Genomic DNA, 17,591 nt, shown 5'->3' with positions numbered 1-17,591 from the left:
ATTTTTAAGAATTATTCAAATATTTTTCGAGGTTACCTTGGCGTAATTGCGTCCGGAAGCTTTAACTTCTTTCTGCGGGTTTTTGGATACCCGCTGAAAGAAATTAAAAAAACAACTAGCCAAGGCTTGGACTAGTTGCTCTTTAAAAATTCCTACTATTTTTGGAATTTATTCATTTGTGTCATCATTTGACGTACTTGCTTTTCAGACGGCGTACGACCCATTTGTGCCATCATCATACGAATCATTTGTTCGTTAATTGGTGGGTTTTCTTTTAAATATTTCATCATAGCTTTACGAGCGAAATAGAAACCAAGTGCTGCGCCCGCTGCTAACGCGATAATAACAATAATAATCCAGCCCCATGTAGGCATACAACCAACCTCCTCCACTACAATATACCGAGAAAAAAACTCTCCACGCTCCATTATACACCAAATTTTAGCGTGTTACTATATATTGTAGTGAATTTTCCTAATGCATTGTATACTTCATTGGTTTTAACCACCCACACTCATTATCCTGTTTATTAAAAGCAATAAAACGCTCACTCATTTTCGCAAGCATCTGAAATAGATCCAAATCGAGCATTCGTGATCCTTCACAATAGACACAAATTTTACGTTCCACTAAATAAATAGCCATTTTCCCTTTTATTGGATGTTCTAAAAATAAAGCATTACGAGCCCTCTCTAAATGTGCATACTTGGAATCTAGTTGCGCCTCTAGCATTGTAGCTATCTCTTCGAAGCGAACCGTTTCACATATATATGCAAGCTCTTTTAAGGATTTCTCATTAGCGTCTTCACAGCCTTGCATCATTTCTAATAACTTACGCTCTCTGCCGAAAATAAACGTTAAATGCTCTTCTTTAATTTTATATATGGAATAGGTTCTCACTAGAAATCCTCCTTCGCTCATTTCTTTTTCATAAGTATAGCTCATCCAAACTCTTTAATTTGTCAAACGAAGGAGGCCCTCATCTTCTATTTTTGTCGAAAACTTTCTACTTTCGGTTCTATCAATTACTTTATGACATAATGCGTTTCTTATTAGTTATTACATGTCCTATCTGTGTTCTATTTTTGCAAATGTGCACCTCTTCTATAGCAGCTTAGACTATTCTCAGCCTCAAGACCTAGAGCAAAATCAATTTCCAGTCCGTTTTAGAAGAGCTTTCTAATAGGTAATATAAAAGTACAAACGAAAGGAGCTAGAACATATGAGAAAATTTCTTTTATTAACAGGAGGCTTCATCGCAGCATGTGTTGCACTTGCCTTAGTTGGACCGCTCGCTGGCTTACTATTTTCTGGTTTATTTGTAGCGCTTGGCATGCACTTCTATATTGCAAGCAAGTCGACATTCGGCAAAATCATTTGGTTTACAGTTGGTCTGATGGGTGTTCTATCAGCAATATCTAATGTCCCGGCTATGGTTGGTTTAGCGGCAATCGCTATCATCTATGTGATCTACAAAAAATGGAATAACGAAGATGTAAAAATTCCAACAATTGAAGCGAAAGAAGAAGATCCGTTTACAAACTTTGAAAGAGAATGGTCAAACTTAACAAAATAAAAGGAGCGAATTTAAATGAACTTATTTCAACGTTTTAAATATACAATAGAGGCAGATTTACATCATGTATTTGATAAGAAGGAACAAAAAAATCCAATTGCAATGTTAAACCAATACATTCGTGAGGCAGAAAAGCAAACCGAGCAAACTGGAAAATTATTAGAGCGTCAAGGTCAGCTAAAGGAAAAGCTTGAGCAGGAATTTAAGCAAAATGCAGAATTACTAGCTAAACGTGAAGCTCAACTAAAATTAGCTACTACTAGCGGTGAGCAAGATTTAATCGACTTCGCAACTGACGAAGTAGCTGCTTACACAGCACGTAACAACACATTACAAGCAAGCATTGAAGCAAGCACACGTGAATACTTTGAGCTTGAGCGTAAATTTGAAACAATGAAACACAAAATTAAAGACATGAAAGTGCGTCAATTACAGCTTATGGGCAAAGAAAACGTGACACGCGCACACCATCAAATGGACGGAATGATTGCTAAAAACAATAAAACGAACTTTGAAGATTTAGAGTCATATATCGATAAGCTTGCTTACCAAATCGACAAAGATCATGAAGTAACATCTTTCGAGACTCGTCTTGCACAGCTTGAAAAAAATGCCGCAGAAGAAAACACACCACTGCTTATTGAAAACAAATAACATGTTATAATGAAGGAAATGCGCCATATTTAGCGGCGCATTCTTTCACGTTTTGAACTAGAGGGACCCATTCCCTCTTATACTAATAGTAGAAAGAAGGGTGACCCTCTTGCAAAATTTCACAACTAATAAGCTCACATTTTGGGTACTATGCTTCTTTTTACTCGTTTTTGTGGAGCTCACAATTTTTAACAACGGTGGTGCCTTTTGTTTATTAATTGGAGCCGGACTTCTTTATTTAAGTTTCTCAAAAAAAGTTCGTTTCTTTAAATGGACGGGGATTTTCTTTATCGCAATCGCACTCTTTACAATGTGGAGTTTACGCTTCTTTATCGTCATTATTCTCTTATATATGCTCTACCAATACTTGCAAAGAGAAAACCAACCAAAAGTTGTTGGTTTGGAGCTTTTCGAAAAGCTCCCCGCTACGAAAAACGAATTAATCGGTACAATGCCTGCACCTGTAGAAGCCTATAAATGGCAAGATGTACAAATTCAGCGACTTGCAGGTGACATTACGATTGATACAACACAAACTATTTTACCAGCTGGCACAAGTCTCATTACGATTCGCCAAGGCATTGGTAAGGTGCAAGTTTATATTCCATATGAAATTCCATTCCGTTTACAATACACAACATTGTTTGGTGAATTGAAATGTCTACATGTTGGGCCACAACGCATACTCAATGAAAGTGTAAGTTTCTCAGATGGAAACCCCGAGGATGCAAAACGTACACTCGTTATACATGTTGCAACATGGCTTGGGGACTTGGAGGTGCTACGTAAATGATAGCCTTTATCTCGAGATTATTTACGCTATTTTTTATTTTGTTGAGTGCTGCATTTGGACTCCTTGTCGCTATCTGGGGCGAGCCAAATGAGAAAATATGGGGGCCATTATGGCAGCAGAATTATAATAATATACCACTTGGCGGTTATATTGCCCTCAGTCTTTTTGCGATCAGTTTACTTATTGCAAGCTGGATTAGTATGACTGCTCGTGCAAGAGAAGCTCAGGCAACCCGCATTGTGAAACAATTAATTGAACCAGATTTTGTATTACCTAAAAAACAACCTTTACCGAAACCTTTGAAAAAAGCTTTGGAACAAACAAGTGAGTTAATCGATACTCAACGAAAAAGCTTACAGCGCTTATCCAATGAACGTGCAGAAGCCAACGATAAAATTATTCAAGAACGAATTATTGCTGAACGCCAACGCCTTGCTCGTGAACTGCATGATTCTGTATCGCAGCAATTATTCGCTGCTTCGATGTTACTTTCCGCTTTAACGGAAACTGACGAAAATGCCACAAGCTTAAAGCAGGTCGAAAAAATTGTACAACAGGCACAGCTTGAAATGCGCGCATTATTATTGCATTTACGTCCGGTAGCTTTGCATAATAAAACTCTTGCTCAAGGTCTTGAGGAGTTAATTATTGAGCTGCAGCAAAAAGTATTTTTTCATATTGAATATGAGCTAGAGGAAATGTCATTATCAAAAGCGGAAGAGGATCATTTATTCCGCATTGCACAGGAGGCGTTATCCAATACGCTACGCCATGCCAAAGCGAGCGAAGTTGAATTACTGCTCGTTGCCCGCGATGATTTAGCTATTTTACGTATCCAGGACAATGGCCTCGGCTTTGATGTCGAAGCTGATAAATCTACTTCTTATGGTCTGCAAAATATTGCTGAACGTGCTGTAGAGATTGGCTGTATGTATAAAATTGTGTCAGTGCCTGGTGAAGGTACAATTGTAGAGGTTAAAATCCCGCTACAAAAGGAGGAAGAAGTGAATGATTCAAGTGTTAATAGTGGATGATCACGAAATGGTGCGTATCGGTGTTTCTGCCTATTTGTCAGCACAACCAGATATCACTGTCGTCGGTGAAGCTGAAAATGGTAAAGAGGCAGTGGAACGAGCTCTCGCCCTACGTCCAGACATTATTTTAATGGATAATGTCATGCCAATCATGACTGGAGCTGAGGCGACAGCTGAAATTTTAGCAGCATGGCCAGAGGCAAAAATAATGATGGTTACAAGTTTTTTAGACGATGATAAAGTTTATCCTGCATTAGAGGCTGGTGCAGTTAGCTATATTTTAAAAACTTCAAATGCAAAGCAAATCGCGGATGCCATTCGCAAAACGATGGGCGGCGAAACCGTGCTCGAGCCAGAAGTAACTTCAAAAATGATGCATCGTATGCGCCACGGCAATAGCAGCCCACTTTATGAGCAACTTACAGATCGTGAAATGGAAGTATTACTGCTGATGGCACAGGGCAAAGCAAATCAGGAAATCGCCGATGAACTATACATTGCTTTAAAAACGGTGAAAACACATGTCAGCAATATTTTAGGGAAGCTCGATGTTCAAGATCGCACACAAGCAGTTGTCTACGCTTTTCAAAATGGGCTTGCGAAGTAAATTTTTCTTGGGTCGTTTGATTAAATACTGGTCTTGCTAGTTTATCAGCGATATTGCTTGGGTTATCAGCGATTTCTGATCTTTTATCAGCGATTCTACCTTGCTTATCAGCGATTTTCGTCTTTTATCAGCGATTCTACCTAGCTTATCAGCGATTTTCGTCTGTTTTCCAAAAAATACGAAACTGCATTTCTACCAATGCAGTTTCTGACTATCTATTAACCAAGAAGTTCTTTAATTTCATTTACACTGTTAACTATATATGTTGCTTGTGCATCCGTTAATTCTTCGAGTGAGCCATAGCCAAAAGTAACACCGATAGAATCAATTTGATTTTCATGTGCCCCAACAATATCGTATTTTCGATCTCCAATCATCATAAATTGATTGTTATCCACTTCATTAAAATGTTCGCGTACAAATGCGATAATCTCTCCTTTTGCGGATCGTGTACCATCAAGATTGCTACCTGCAACAAGGTCAAAAAAATGTTCAAGGTTGAAATATTTTAAAATCTGTTCGGCAAATAAAGTTGGCTTTGATGTAGCAATTGCTAATCTATATCCCTGTTGCTTTAAATCGGCTAACAAAGCTGGAATATTTTCGTACAGTTTATTCTCAAACATCCCTCTTTCCGTGAATCGTTCCCGGTAATCGCTAATAGCTTGCTCAATTTGCGCATCATTAAATCCATAAATTTCACGAAAAGATACTTGTAATGGCGGTCCTATAAAACTTTCAAGTTCATCTAAATCGCTTACTTCGATATCTGCCTTTTGTAATGCGTATTGAACTGATTTCGTTATCCCTATCTTCGGATCAGATAATGTTCCATCTAAATCAAATAAAACAACGCTATATTTCTTCATCACAAGCTCTCCTTATAAAAAAATTACTTTATCAAATTGATTGATAGACTGTTGAACCAAAATCATGAATATCTTCGATGTAGTCAAACCTATCTGGTGAACCAAAGCTATTAAATCCTCGAACTGCCACAATATTTTCTTTTGGAATTACCAGTACTGCTACGCTTGTATAACCAAGTAATTGAAAACTTCCTTGAGGTAATATCGGGCTTAACTCTGTAATCCCCTCCCTCTGTTGAGGCTGAATAAACCAGAAAAATCCATTAGTTGGAGAGTGCTTAGGTTTAGAATTCGGGGATTGAATTGACGTTGAAAGCTGTATGATTTCCTCAGGTATAATTTGTTTTCCATTTATTTTCCCTTTGTTCAGATGAACTTGCCCCCATTTAGCTAGCTCTCTTAATGAACTATACATATTCATTTTGCTGCCATCGCATATATCACTTTCATACCAAAATGGACTATCATTATGAATTACTTCTATATGCTGTTCGTTTTTTTCACTGAACCAATTTGTTTCAGTAAAAGACAATGTCTGAAATACTTGTTCATCCACGATTTCTGCAATCGTTCTTCCAGTAACTTTATAAATGACTTTTGCAAGTAATTCTACATTAATATCTCGGTATGCCCAGTTATAACCTGCTTCGAATTCCTTCATTATTTTTTCATTTTGACGACGTAAGCCGTGAGTATGTGTTAGTAGATGTCTAATTGATACATCGGCAAAAACTTTTTCATTTTCTAAATAATCACTTAGTGGATCATCTATTGAGGCAATATAGTTATGATAAATCGCATACGCTACAGCAAAACCTACATATGTTTTACGAACAGAAGCAAGATGGAAAAGAGTATGCGTTCCTACCCTCTTTGCGTCTTGGTGTTGTCCTTGCATGCCAAAATATTCTTCTAGTACGGTTTGACCATGCTTATTAATAATAACTCCGCCACCAGTACAATCTAATTGTGAGAAAGTTTTCTTTACTTGTGTGAGTATAGCTTGTGAGTTCATTTAAATAGCCCTCCTACTCTTCTCATTGTATACCAAACAGAAATTAATACCAGAAGGTTCCTTCTCCAAGGAACCTTTTATTACCATAAACGTTATTATTTATAAGGAGGGGTTGTGTGGATACTCGATTTACTTATAAGCATTTCGTAAATGAAAATACGTTTTCACTTCTTGATCCGATTTTTGAAACTACCCTACTTTTTGCTGTTTTGCTACTATTATCGTGATTATAAAAAAAGTATCTATTTGGTTTTGTTTACTTTTTGCAAGCCTCTCAGTAATTGTCACAGGTCAGCTCCTTTGGTTTAGTGGCATTATTGTTGATGAGCTAAATTTAGGAGGAAGTAACAAGGGCTTTTACTGTTTTGTCGTTATGCTTCTCATTCATTGTGCAGCTGTTTGGATTTCTTTAGTGAAGTCCTCTAAACATGAAAAAATACCGCAGTACTCAGAGGAGATTTAACCTACTGAGTATTGCGGTATTTTATAAATTATAGTGCTTTTACCTTCGCTACAACATTGTCTACTGTGAATCCGTATTTTTCCATTACCAATTCACCTGGTGCAGAAGCGCCGAACTTGTCGATTGCAAGAACGTCTCCTTCGAAACCAGTGTACTTATGCCAGCCGAATGATGCGCCCATTTCGATTGCAAGACGTTTTGTTACAGCTTTTGGAAGAACAGACTCTTTGTATGCTGCATCTTGTTTTTCGAAGCGATCCATAGAAGGCATTGAAACTACTGCTACATCCACACCATCAGCTTTTAATGCTTTTTGTGCTTCAATTGCAAGTGAAACCTCAGAGCCTGTTGCAATTAAAATGGCATCTGCCACTTCTTTTGTAGCAGGAGACACTGTATAAGCACCTTTAGTAACACCTTCACGCACTGTATCAATAGATGCGTCAAGCACAGGTAAGTTTTGACGAGATAATACTAAAACAGTTGGTGTTTTTTCAGATGCTACTGCTAGCTCCCATGCAACTGCTGATTCATTTGCATCAGCTGGGCGAACAACAGATAGATTTGGCATTGCGCGTAAAGATGCAAGGTGCTCGATTGGTTCATGTGTTGGACCATCTTCCCCTACAGCAATTGAATCATGTGTAAATACATAAGTAACAGGAAGACCCATTAATGCAGAAAGACGTACTGCTGGACGAACGTAGTCAGAGAATACGAAGAATGTACCGCCGAATACATTAAGACCACCATGAAGTGCCATACCGTTCATAGCTGCACCCATTGCAAATTCACGTACACCAAACCAAATATTACGGCCAGCATAATCGTCTGCAGAGAAATCTCCAGCGCCTTTCATTGTTGTTTTATTTGAGCCAGCAAGGTCAGCTGAACCACCGAAGAATGATGGTGTTTTCTTCGCAATTGCATTGATTGCCTCTCCTGAAGAAGAACGAGTAGCTACTGATTTACCTGCTTCGTATACCGGTAATTCTGAAGCGAAATCCTCTGGTAATTGACCATTCATTGCTTTTTCAAATTGTGCTGCTAATTCTGGGAACTCTTGCTTATATGCTTCAAACATAGCATTCCAAGCTTCTTCTGGTTGTGCCCCTTGAAGCTCTGCAGCTGCAGTAAATGTATCGTATACTTCAGTTGGAATTTGGAATGGTTCATGTGCCCATTCATATGTTGCTTTTGTTAATACAGTCTCATCTTTACCTAATGGTGCACCGTGAGAATCTGCTTTACCTGATTTGTTAGGTGAACCGAAACCAATGATAGTTTTTACTTCGATAAGTGTTGGCTTGCCAGTTGATTTTTTAGCTTCCTCGATAGCTGTGTTAATCGCTTCAACATCTGTACCATCAGCAACTTTTAAATAGTTCCAGCCATAAGATTCAAAACGTTTTTGCACGTTTTCTGAGAATGACTTTTCTAAGTCACCGTCTAAAGAAATATCATTTGAATCGTATAAAACGATTAACTTTTCAAGCTTTAAGTGACCAGCTAATGAAATAGCCTCAGCTGCTACACCTTCCATTAAGTCGCCATCGCCACAAAGTGCGAATGTATAGTGATCAACGATGTCATGACCTGGTTTATTGTAAGTAGCTGCTAAATGACGTTCAGCCATTGCCATACCAACTGTCATAGCAATACCTTGACCTAGAGGACCTGTTGTTGCCTCTACCCCAACAGTATGACCATATTCAGGATGTCCTGGAGTTAATGAATCCCATTGACGGAAGTTTTGAATTTCTTCCATTGGTAAGCCGTAGCCACCAAGATGAAGTAGGCTGTATAGAAGCATAGAGCCATGACCTGCAGAAAGTACAAAACGATCGCGGTTATACCATTTTGGATTTGCCGGATTATGGCGAAGTTGTTTTGTCCAAAGCGTATAAGCCATTGGCGCTGCCCCCATCGGTAAACCTGGGTGACCTGAGTTTGCTTTTTCAATTGCATCGATTGACAAAGTTCGGATAGCATTAATCGCTAGTTGATCCGCATGTTGAGTCATTATGTTGTGACATCCTTTCTCGTCCTATATATTGTTCTTTTACAGTTTAGTCAACATTGCTTCAGAAAACAATGTTTTTGTTATACTATTTATGTTTTGTTACATACTTTATCTTTATTCAGTAGAAAAATACCGCCTAATTATAAAAAAATATTTATTTAAATATAATATTTTCACAGATGTGACCGTATAAGGCCAACTGAATAAAGATAATGCCTCCAGCGGATGTCACGGATTTTGAAAGGAGTTAATATAAGGATGTTAGCCTAAAACCTTCGCATCCTGTGAAAACGGCTAACTGACCTGCATCGTGCAGGCCTAAGCACAATTCAAAATCCGGACGCAATTACGCTGAGGAGTAATTGATCTAAATGTGACACATTAATTTAGAAATTTATTTTTTTTCGCTTGTTTTACCTTCTCTGGTGTTACATCATTACCTTCTGGATCTACCACTTTTACATTTTCAATTGTATCACGCATCGTTGCTCTAAATGTAGCTAGATACTCCTTGCGAAGCGCTGTTTGTTCTTTAGCTTCTGACTCTGTTAATTGTCCACTTTTAGCCTTTGCAGAAAGTTCATTGATTCGGTTAATTTTTTCTTTTGATAACATAGTTACACACCTTTCAATACATATCTTAATGAATATGGTATGCAAAGTATAGCATGGATTCCCTTAAAATGCAGTTATACCAACCTTTTTAGTGACCCTCAACATTTACAATAAATGCCACACCATACATGACTTTGTGAAGTTAGTTGTGTAAACTAATTTATGGGGTACAAAAAGATCCATTTATGTTTGGGGGAAAAATGAAATGTTTATCAAAACGAAAAGACTATTAATAAGAGAATTTGAGGTTCAAGATTGGCAAGCTGTCTATGAATATACTTCAAATCCAAATGTGATGAAGTATATTCCAGAGGGCGTTTTTAATGAGGAGAACGCAAAAAATTTTGTTTCTGAAAATAGCGGTGACAAAGCAAAACACTTTCCTGTTATTTTACTAAATGAAAATATTGTCATTGGTCATATGGTTTTCCATCAATGTTTTGGTGACCATACGTATGAAATTGGTTGGGTATTGAATCCGAACTATTACAATAATGGCTACGCCTCTGAAGCCGCAAGAGCTGTACTAGACTATGGATTCAAAGAAATGAAACTTCATCGAATTATTGCAACTTGTCAGCCAGAAAATATCCCATCGTATCGAGTGATGGAGAAAATCGGCATGAGACGCGAAGGTTATTTTAAAAAATGTATACCACACGGAGACGAGTGGTGGGATGAATATTATTATGCTGTAATAGATGAGGAATGGGCATAACCAATTCTTTATACTTTTGTTAATAGATCGTAGGAAACGCTATTAGTTGAAATAAAAATAGTGGAGGCTGGGACAGAACTCGATTATTTTGAAAAATAGCGAAAACAGATAATAACTTTTCCGCTTCAATGAGTAGAGTGTTCCTTCCTAAATCAAAAAAATGTTAGACCAATTGCAAGGTCTAACATTTTTTCTTTTTGTTGCAGCCTCTTTTTTAAAGTCAAAATGTCCAATACATTGGACATTTTACATTAGTTTCCATGTAATAAATAAACCAACACTTTAGACAAAAGGAGGTATAAGTCTGAAGAATATAATAAAAGCACTAAGAAAAAAATTAGGACTAACACAAGAAGCCCTTGCAAGGGAATGTGGGGTTGTTAGACACACTATTAATTGTATTGAAAATGATAAGTATGACCCAACTCTTGAATTAGCCTTTAAAATTGCTAAAGCTCTAAATAAAAAAGTTGATGAGGTGTTTATATATGAGTAAATTCCATCTTGAGTATATGATAACAATGAAAGATTTTGTAAAGGAGAGTGCTGCGATATTACGAAAAAATACGAATGAGGTTACGTTACCTGTTTCAAAAGAAGATCAAGATACATTAATTTGTATGCTTAAGTATTTAAAAAATAGCCAAGATCCGGATATTTCAAAAAAATATAAATTACGTTCAGGAGTTGGCTTATCTGCCAATCAAATTGGTCTGAATAAACGAATGTTTACTGCACTTTATAAAGATGGAGGTAAATATCATGAATATATGTTAATTAACCCAAAAATCGTTAGTCACTCTTTAAACATGATTTATTTACCGGAGGGGGAAGGTTGTCTTTCGGTCAATAGAAACGTTAATGGCTTTGTTCCAAGATATGAAAGAATTAAAGTTAAAGCATATGACATACATGGGCAAGAAGCCATTTATCATTTCAATGGATACGGTTCCATCGTAATGCAACACGAAATAGATCATTTAAACGGTATCATGTTTTATGACAGAATAAATAAAGAAAATCCATTTAAACTACCAGACAATGTTATGATTGAGAGTTTGTATTAATTAAGAAAAGACTAGTAGTGCAATTTCACCCGAAATAACGGTCAGTACGATTAACTGACCGTTATTGGGCCAACAAAACGTTGGTCCCCTAGTGTCGCCACAAGATAAGGCTTCCTATCAGCAGGATGACAAAACTCCCACTGATTGAAGTTTCATTTTATTTACCCGTCAAACTTTCTTGATGTTCCCTATATCTCCGATGTACAGTAGCTTTACTTACATCAAAGCCTAGACCTTTTAGTGTCATGGCAATTTCATCAAATGTGAAGCCTCGATTACGTAGCTTGATAATCTCTTCAACAGGCACATCCTTACGTTCTTGACCATTAGGATTTCCCCGATTAGATAAATTGTTTTCAGGACGATAGCCATTTTCAACGGCACGACGCATACCACGACGTATTTTAGCATTATGGATTCTGCGCTGGTACTCCTCTACGATCGCTAAAATCTCTAGTAGCATCGTATCCATTTCATTTAATTGTACAGGGCCCTCGTCTCGCATAGAAAAAACATCCGTTTCAGTTTTTTGTAATAAATGCAATACTGCCATTCTAGCATTTCCACGTCCTAAACGTGTTTCATCCTGTACAAATAATGCTTTAACTTCTTTTTCTTTAATAAAGTCGAGCATTTCAAGTAAGCCCTCACGTTCCACATCATAGCCACTATGCTTATCCATAAAAACGTGCTTCACTTCGTAGCCCTGCTCTTTAGCATAGCGCATCAACTCCTCTTGTTGACGCTCAAGCGAGGAACTTTGTGTCTCTTTTTCTGTACTTACACGGCAATAGACAACAGCCGATTGTTGTTTATTAATCATTGTTCATTTCTCGCAATTTCAATTGAATTTATGGGCATGGACTGGTCACCCACTACTGGAATCACTAGGGATTTACCTGCAATAATATCAACGTTCGATAATTCATTTTCTGCCTTTACAAGCTTAATCCAATCATCCGTTTTCATTTTACCAGAGTATTGCTCAGCTAACGACCATAAACTATCACCATGTTCGATTTCAATTTCGGCGTAAGTAACATCGCCTGGATCTGTTATAAAAAGGTATGCTGCAAATAGTAGACATACCCCTAACAAAGTAGTAATATGTGGATTTTTCTTTAACCAGTTCATCATCATAACCCCTTTTTAGAATGTTTGTTCGGAATGTATGTTCTCATAATAATACGAACAAATGTTTTTGTCAAACACTTTTCGAACCTATGTTTGCTTAAGTGTTCGCATTCTGTTATACTACTAATAAGTAGAATGATTAGAAAAAAAGAGGTGAGCAATCATGAAAAAAGTTTCGAAAAGACAAGAAGCCATATTAGAGTTCATCAAAGAAGAAGTACGCACAAAGGGGTATCCACCATCTGTACGTGAGATTGGTGAAGCAGTTGGACTTGCTTCAAGCTCAACAGTTCATGGACATTTAGCTCGTTTAGAACAAAAGGGCTTCATTCGTCGAGACCCAACTAAACCACGCGCTATTGAAATCCTAGAGCCAGAGGATTCTATTCAAAAGCAACAAGTTGTACATGTCCCACTTGTTGGGAAGGTTACAGCAGGTTCTCCAATTACTGCTATTGAAAATATCGATGAATACTTCCCACTTCCAGATATTTATGGTACAAGCGAAGATGAGTTATTTATGCTAGAAATTATGGGTGAATCAATGATTGAAGCTGGCATCTTAGACGGTGATTTAGTCATAGTTAAACAAAGAGCAACAGCTAATAATGGTGATATTGTCGTAGCCATGACTGAAGAGGATGAAGCAACTGTAAAGCGTTTCTTCAAGGAAAAAAACCATTTTCGTTTACAGCCTGAAAACGCAACAATGGAGCCGATCATCGTAGACCAAGTTTCTATTTTGGGGCAAGTTGTTGGTCTCTATCGTCGTGTACATTAGTATCTCAATATTAAAGTATAAAAAGAGGATATTATGTTCGCATATACCTCTTTTTCTTAATTTAAGGCTAGAGAATCAAGCAAGATGAGCACGAGTACACGCATTTAGTCCAGTCCTTTTGGAAAAAATCAAAATACGAAAACGCGTTGCTAGAAATAGTACTAAATGAAGATGTCGAAGGAGACTTTTCGGACATCTTTTTTCTTTTGATCATAACTTTGCTTAAAAGAAAAAAAGAATCCACTTTAGCATGGATTCCTAGTAAGCATCGAAACGTCGAACTAGCAATTTTAAGTTATCAAGTATTATGCCTCTACTTTGAATTTCAAACTTGCCCTTACAAATGCAGTAAATAATTTCTTCGATCCACCATCTCCTACAATGGCAAGCTCTTCAGGATGCCACTGTACGCCCAGACAAAATGGTAAATCTTCGTGTACTACCGCTTCAACGATACCATCACTTGATTTTGCTGCTACTTTCATTTTTTCCGAAACTACATTTACAGCCTGATGATGAAATGAATTAACAGCAATTTGCGCTTCCTCAATAATCGTTTTTAGTAGTGTATCAGGTGTAACATGAACATAATGTGTAGCAACGCCTCGAGCCGCTTGTTGTTTGTGCTTTAATAATTTACTACTATGATATTCGCTATCAATATCCTGATAGACCGTACCTCCTAGCGCTACATTTAGTATTTGCATCCCTCGACAAATGCCAAAAATCGGCATTTGGCGAATAAAGGCCGCTTCAATTAAGGCAAGCTCCACAGAATCCCTTTCTGGATGAACTTTCCCTAATTTCGGTGTAGGTTCTGCACCAAAGAGAAATGGATGTACATCATAGCCACCCGATAATAATAATCCATCCGTTAACGATAAAATTTGTGCTACATCCTCTTCTATGCCAAGCGGAATTATCAATGGAATTCCACCAGCTTCAATGACACTTTTGCTGTAGGCGGCATTTAATCTAGAAGACAAATCATCTTCCACAAAGGCCGTTATACCGATAACTGGTTTCACTTTATCCCCTCCATGATCCACAAGATTTACGACTTACCAACATTCAAAATACCAATTCATCAACGCGTCTCCATAAAAATAGACAACGATAGCTGCTAGCGCAATAGATGGTCCAAATGGTATAGGCGTTTTTCTTCCCTGCCTACGGACCTTTAACACCACTATCCCAACAATCATTCCAATCACAGCTGATACAAATAGTGTCAGAAGTGTATGTATTGTGCCGAGTACAAGACCGAGTAAAAAGAATAATTTAATATCGCCACCACCCATACCACCTCTTGATAAAGCAGCAATACTATATAGTATGCAAAATCCTACGACAGCACCAACTATACTATCCCACCACGGAGACAACGGCGATATCAAGCGTCCAATAATTAGTAATGGTAAAAAGAATAGGAGTATTTTATCAGGAATAAGCATATACGCAAAATCCGATACAACAATAATTACTAATAATGAAATCAATAATAGTGCTACAAAAAATTCTGCACTAAAGCCTAATTTCCAATAAGCCAAGGCAAATAATATGCCTGTTATAAGTTCCATCAGTGGATAAATCCCAGAAATTTTTTGACCACAGCTACGGCATTTCCCACCTAAAAACATATAAGACAACACAGGTATCAAATCAAGCACAGTCAACTTTCTCTTACAATGAATACAATGCGAAGGTGGACGGAAAATCGACCCTTTTATTGGTATCCGTAAGCCCACTACATTAAAAAAAGAGCCAAGAACGAAGCCAAAAAGTAAAACAATAATTGTATAAGCCATTTCCATCTTTATGTCCTCCTATACCAATAGACGCCCATACAATTCAAGTATGCGCGCCATTTACATTATTGTGATCCTTCAAAATAGATCGTCGTTACCTGTTTTTCCTAATCTTCTAGTATACTAAAGTTAATTATAGCAGTTTTCATCACACGCTTTGTATTATAATTTTCAGATTTTTTAAAATACATTTCTAGCAACTTAAAATTTGAAGATTTAAATGACAATCATAATGAAAATAGCCTATTAGAAAATACTTCTAACAGGCTTTTTCAAACGATCTCTATTATTTTTTCAACAATCGTCCCGACAGCAGCAACCCAATTCCACCAACCGTCATAAACAGTATTGCTCTAATTAGTAAATCGAGGGCCGACAAATCGAAGAATATAAGTTTTACAAAAGCAATAATTAAGATGATAAAACCAGTTAGGCGTAATGCTCGTAAATGACGACCTGAGCTAAGCCATAGTGCAACGCTTGCTGTAAGGAATAATGTAATTGTTGAGAACACAATACTTAACTTCCAATCAAGTATCCCATTATATGCAAGTTGGAATATTAGCCCCTTAACAGCTATCATCGTAAGCACAACGCCTGCACTTACAATTGGGTCCAAAAGTTTCTCTAGTTGCACTTGATAGGTTTGATAAATGCGCCCCTTCTTTAGTAAATCGACAATAATTGCTACGATAACCGCAATATACACGATTCTTGTCACTATATTTAACCACGCGACACCTTGCATATTGTATGGTATAGCTACAAGCATTAGTGTAAAGAGAAGGAAAAATACACTAAGAGCAGGTGTTAATGCACGCCCTTTATATTTTATTGGTACTAGAAGCGATCCGACAAATAATAAAGCGATTATTATACACATCAGATGCGGAATATTACTAACATCCGCAAAATAAGTTGCATCAATCTTTCCGATATAAGCTAAGAAATAACTAGTTGTTATTAAAGCTAAAATATCAATCACATACATATCCTTCATGATCTGTTCAAATACAGTCAGTGTCTCTTTTGGACGTCTCGCATATAAATAAATAATCAGGAGATAAATTCCAGGCATCACCAAACTCGCATGATTTATGCTGAAAAATGGTGCAGGATCATGAATACTAAAGTTTATGGCAAGTACAATCATAAATAAGAATGAGCCGACAACCTTCATGATACTTGCTCGTAAACGTAAACTCATCATAACACCTGCAAAGACGATGAACGGGATCAATATGTGATCCACTTTCCCTGGTAAATTCATAACTAGTAGCGTATTAAATAGTGTAATAAACGCGAGTGTTACGGCACTATCAAATGCCTCCTGCCATTTTTGCTTATAGCCATAACCCGCTAAAATTGCAAATAAACTGACTATTACGAGTAACAGTGCTTCTCCAAATTCAATTGTTGTAATAATAAAATTCATGAGCAATAAACTGAATAAACCAAGGCTAAATTGCATACCAACATGAGTATATTTCCATGTAGACGCTACATTATATAAACGACACCAACTCGTGTTAAAAATAGATAGCATAACAAGCAAACCTATTGCAAAAACAACTTGATTGTCATTATTCATAAATGTTTCTATGCTGATCGCTAGCACAGTGAAAAAGGTTGCGATATAGAGTGCCCACTTCTGCTTGTGTTGATTAATGACAAATTGCAACATCGTAAACAGTACAATCACATAGATTAAAATAATAACAGGACTAAAATCCATATATTCTAGTAAATAAGGTAGTAATAGTGAGGTAAATGCTACAAATACTGTTAGCACCTCATTTTTCTTTAAGAAACTAATAGCAATACCATAGCCGATATAAACCATCGCTATCACAAGCGCAAGTGTTAAACCTATTATTTCATATAATATCGCGCCAGCCGCTGTCGTTAATATCCCAACAATAAATGCTCCGCCATATAACGAAATCGTAACAGCTGATGATCCTACTTTTTTGCGCTCTAAAACATAAGCTATTAAAGTTAAGGCAAGCGATAATACATAGGCAAGGATGATTTTAACTTCGTTCGATAAATAGCCATAATCACTTACTAGCTTTAGACCCCAAAGCACTCCCATCACTAAAATAACCATAAATACTTTTGGTAGTGCCCACATAATACGTTCCTCTAACGTTCGCTGTGGCTGCACCTTTTTTTCTGGTGCTGACATTTGCTTTGGATTTGGCTCCGAATTTAGTTTTGGATTCGGTTTTGGCTTTAGGTTTGGCGCAGGCTTTAGCGTAGATTGCTCAATCATGGATTTTTCGGCACTCAGTGTACTTGTTTTTGCAACTGATTGTTGACACTTCACGGCCTCTAACTCTTTCCGTAAATCCATCATTTCTTGCTCGAGTTTGACAATCCTCTGCTCCATTTCAAGCGACATTCAATCATCCACCCCACTTAATCATTTTTC

At 37.2% G+C, this 17,591-nt stretch carries 20 protein-coding genes; 9 read left to right on the top strand and 11 right to left on the bottom strand.

What is annotated here, in order from left to right; genetic code table 11:
* Positions 1 to 155 precede the first annotated feature (155 nt).
* Together AB9L17_RS06420 and sirA are read right to left on the bottom strand one after the other, a co-directional pair.
* A complete protein-coding gene (locus AB9L17_RS06420; RefSeq protein ID WP_068983024.1) occupies positions 156 to 374 on the bottom strand; it encodes a YneF family protein in 219 nt (72 codons plus the stop codon).
* A 100-nt stretch (positions 375 to 474) separates the two neighbouring features.
* The gene (gene sirA / locus AB9L17_RS06415) at positions 475 to 900 is read right to left on the bottom strand and encodes a sporulation inhibitor of replication protein SirA (RefSeq protein WP_068983025.1); all 426 of its coding nucleotides are present in this window, start codon (positions 898 to 900) and stop codon (positions 475 to 477) included.
* A gap of 322 nt (positions 901 to 1,222) precedes the next feature.
* On the opposite strand from sirA, the gene AB9L17_RS06410 reads away from it, so the two are divergent.
* The 5 genes from AB9L17_RS06410 (at position 1,223) to AB9L17_RS06390 (ending at position 4,664) form a co-directional block, all read left to right on the top strand.
* On the top strand, positions 1,223 to 1,576 hold the full coding sequence (locus AB9L17_RS06410; RefSeq protein ID WP_068983026.1) for an ABC transporter permease: 354 nt from the start codon (positions 1,223 to 1,225) through the stop codon (positions 1,574 to 1,576).
* Positions 1,577 to 1,591: 15 nt separating this feature from the next.
* A complete protein-coding gene (locus tag AB9L17_RS06405) occupies positions 1,592 to 2,230 on the top strand; it encodes a PspA/IM30 family protein (protein WP_375200225.1) in 639 nt (212 codons plus the stop codon).
* Between the two features lie 109 nt (positions 2,231 to 2,339).
* A complete protein-coding gene (gene liaF, locus AB9L17_RS06400) occupies positions 2,340 to 3,023 on the top strand; it encodes a cell wall-active antibiotics response protein LiaF (protein WP_068983028.1) in 684 nt (227 codons plus the stop codon).
* Positions 3,020 to 4,057 (top strand): sensor histidine kinase, encoded by a 1,038-nt coding sequence (locus AB9L17_RS06395; RefSeq protein ID WP_068983029.1) that lies wholly within the window; start codon positions 3,020 to 3,022, stop codon positions 4,055 to 4,057. Before liaF ends, AB9L17_RS06395 begins: the two co-directional genes overlap by 4 nt.
* Positions 4,032 to 4,664: a response regulator gene (locus AB9L17_RS06390; protein WP_068983030.1), complete on the top strand. Its 633-nt coding sequence runs from the start codon at positions 4,032 to 4,034 to the stop codon at positions 4,662 to 4,664. The genes AB9L17_RS06395 and AB9L17_RS06390 overlap by 26 nt, the downstream gene beginning before the upstream one ends.
* Before the next feature lie 218 nt (positions 4,665 to 4,882).
* Here AB9L17_RS06390 and AB9L17_RS06385 read toward each other — a convergent pair whose 3' ends face one another.
* The 4 genes from AB9L17_RS06385 to AB9L17_RS06370 form a co-directional block, all read right to left on the bottom strand.
* Positions 4,883 to 5,533: an HAD family hydrolase gene (locus AB9L17_RS06385; protein ID WP_068983031.1), complete on the bottom strand. Its 651-nt coding sequence runs from the start codon at positions 5,531 to 5,533 to the stop codon at positions 4,883 to 4,885.
* A gap of 31 nt (positions 5,534 to 5,564) precedes the next feature.
* A complete protein-coding gene (locus AB9L17_RS06380; RefSeq protein ID WP_068983032.1) occupies positions 5,565 to 6,548 on the bottom strand; it encodes a serine hydrolase domain-containing protein in 984 nt (327 codons plus the stop codon).
* A 491-nt stretch (positions 6,549 to 7,039) separates the two neighbouring features.
* The gene (gene tkt, locus AB9L17_RS06375; protein ID WP_375200224.1) at positions 7,040 to 9,034 is read right to left on the bottom strand and encodes a transketolase; all 1,995 of its coding nucleotides are present in this window, start codon (positions 9,032 to 9,034) and stop codon (positions 7,040 to 7,042) included.
* Positions 9,035 to 9,415: 381 nt separating this feature from the next.
* Complete coding sequence (locus AB9L17_RS06370; protein WP_068983035.1) at positions 9,416 to 9,649, bottom strand: DUF896 domain-containing protein; 234 nt, start codon at positions 9,647 to 9,649, stop codon at positions 9,416 to 9,418.
* A 205-nt stretch (positions 9,650 to 9,854) separates the two neighbouring features.
* Here AB9L17_RS06370 and AB9L17_RS06365 point away from each other — a divergent pair, with 205 nt between their 5' ends.
* The 3 genes from AB9L17_RS06365 to def all read left to right on the top strand — a co-directional run bounded on the left by AB9L17_RS06365 (position 9,855) and on the right by def (position 11,434).
* Entirely contained in the window at positions 9,855 to 10,367 is a 513-nt protein-coding gene (locus AB9L17_RS06365) for a GNAT family N-acetyltransferase (protein WP_375200223.1), read from the top strand.
* A gap of 304 nt (positions 10,368 to 10,671) precedes the next feature.
* Positions 10,672 to 10,863, top strand: coding sequence for a helix-turn-helix transcriptional regulator (locus AB9L17_RS06360; protein ID WP_083226907.1), 192 nt, complete (start codon positions 10,672 to 10,674; stop codon positions 10,861 to 10,863).
* Positions 10,856 to 11,434, top strand: coding sequence for a peptide deformylase (def, locus tag AB9L17_RS06355; RefSeq protein WP_375200222.1), 579 nt, complete (start codon positions 10,856 to 10,858; stop codon positions 11,432 to 11,434). The genes AB9L17_RS06360 and def overlap by 8 nt, the downstream gene beginning before the upstream one ends.
* Positions 11,435 to 11,591: 157 nt before the next feature.
* Here the strand turns inward: def and AB9L17_RS06350 are convergent, their stop codons facing one another.
* Positions 11,592 to 12,257, bottom strand: coding sequence for a YneB family resolvase-like protein (locus tag AB9L17_RS06350; RefSeq protein WP_223552975.1), 666 nt, complete (start codon positions 12,255 to 12,257; stop codon positions 11,592 to 11,594).
* Positions 12,254 to 12,568 (bottom strand): cell division suppressor protein YneA, encoded by a 315-nt coding sequence (gene yneA / locus AB9L17_RS06345; RefSeq protein ID WP_375200221.1) that lies wholly within the window; start codon positions 12,566 to 12,568, stop codon positions 12,254 to 12,256. Before yneA ends, AB9L17_RS06350 begins: the two co-directional genes overlap by 4 nt.
* Before the next feature lie 163 nt (positions 12,569 to 12,731).
* On the opposite strand from yneA, the gene lexA reads away from it, so the two are divergent.
* A complete protein-coding gene (gene lexA / locus AB9L17_RS06340) occupies positions 12,732 to 13,349 on the top strand; it encodes a transcriptional repressor LexA (RefSeq protein WP_068983040.1) in 618 nt (205 codons plus the stop codon).
* Between the two features lie 305 nt (positions 13,350 to 13,654).
* Here the strand turns inward: lexA and AB9L17_RS06335 are convergent, their stop codons facing one another.
* From AB9L17_RS06335 to AB9L17_RS06325, 3 genes are all read right to left on the bottom strand, one after another.
* Positions 13,655 to 14,377: a gamma-glutamyl-gamma-aminobutyrate hydrolase family protein gene (locus AB9L17_RS06335; RefSeq protein ID WP_223552973.1), complete on the bottom strand. Its 723-nt coding sequence runs from the start codon at positions 14,375 to 14,377 to the stop codon at positions 13,655 to 13,657.
* A gap of 33 nt (positions 14,378 to 14,410) precedes the next feature.
* Positions 14,411 to 15,163, bottom strand: a complete 753-nt coding sequence (locus AB9L17_RS06330; protein ID WP_375200220.1) for a prepilin peptidase — start codon at positions 15,161 to 15,163, stop codon at positions 14,411 to 14,413.
* 280 nt (positions 15,164 to 15,443) lie between these two features.
* Positions 15,444 to 17,561, bottom strand: a complete 2,118-nt coding sequence (locus AB9L17_RS06325; RefSeq protein ID WP_375200219.1) for a DUF2339 domain-containing protein — start codon at positions 17,559 to 17,561, stop codon at positions 15,444 to 15,446.
* Between the last annotated feature and the right edge of the window lie 30 nt (positions 17,562 to 17,591).

It is taken from the genome of Lysinibacillus sp. RS11 (genome assembly GCF_042019215.1).
Lineage (GTDB): Bacteria > Bacillota > Bacilli > Bacillales_A > Planococcaceae > Lysinibacillus > Lysinibacillus xylanilyticus_A.
The sequence above is the reverse complement of the archived record's forward strand: the minus strand, read 5'-3'. Positions and strand labels throughout refer to the sequence as shown.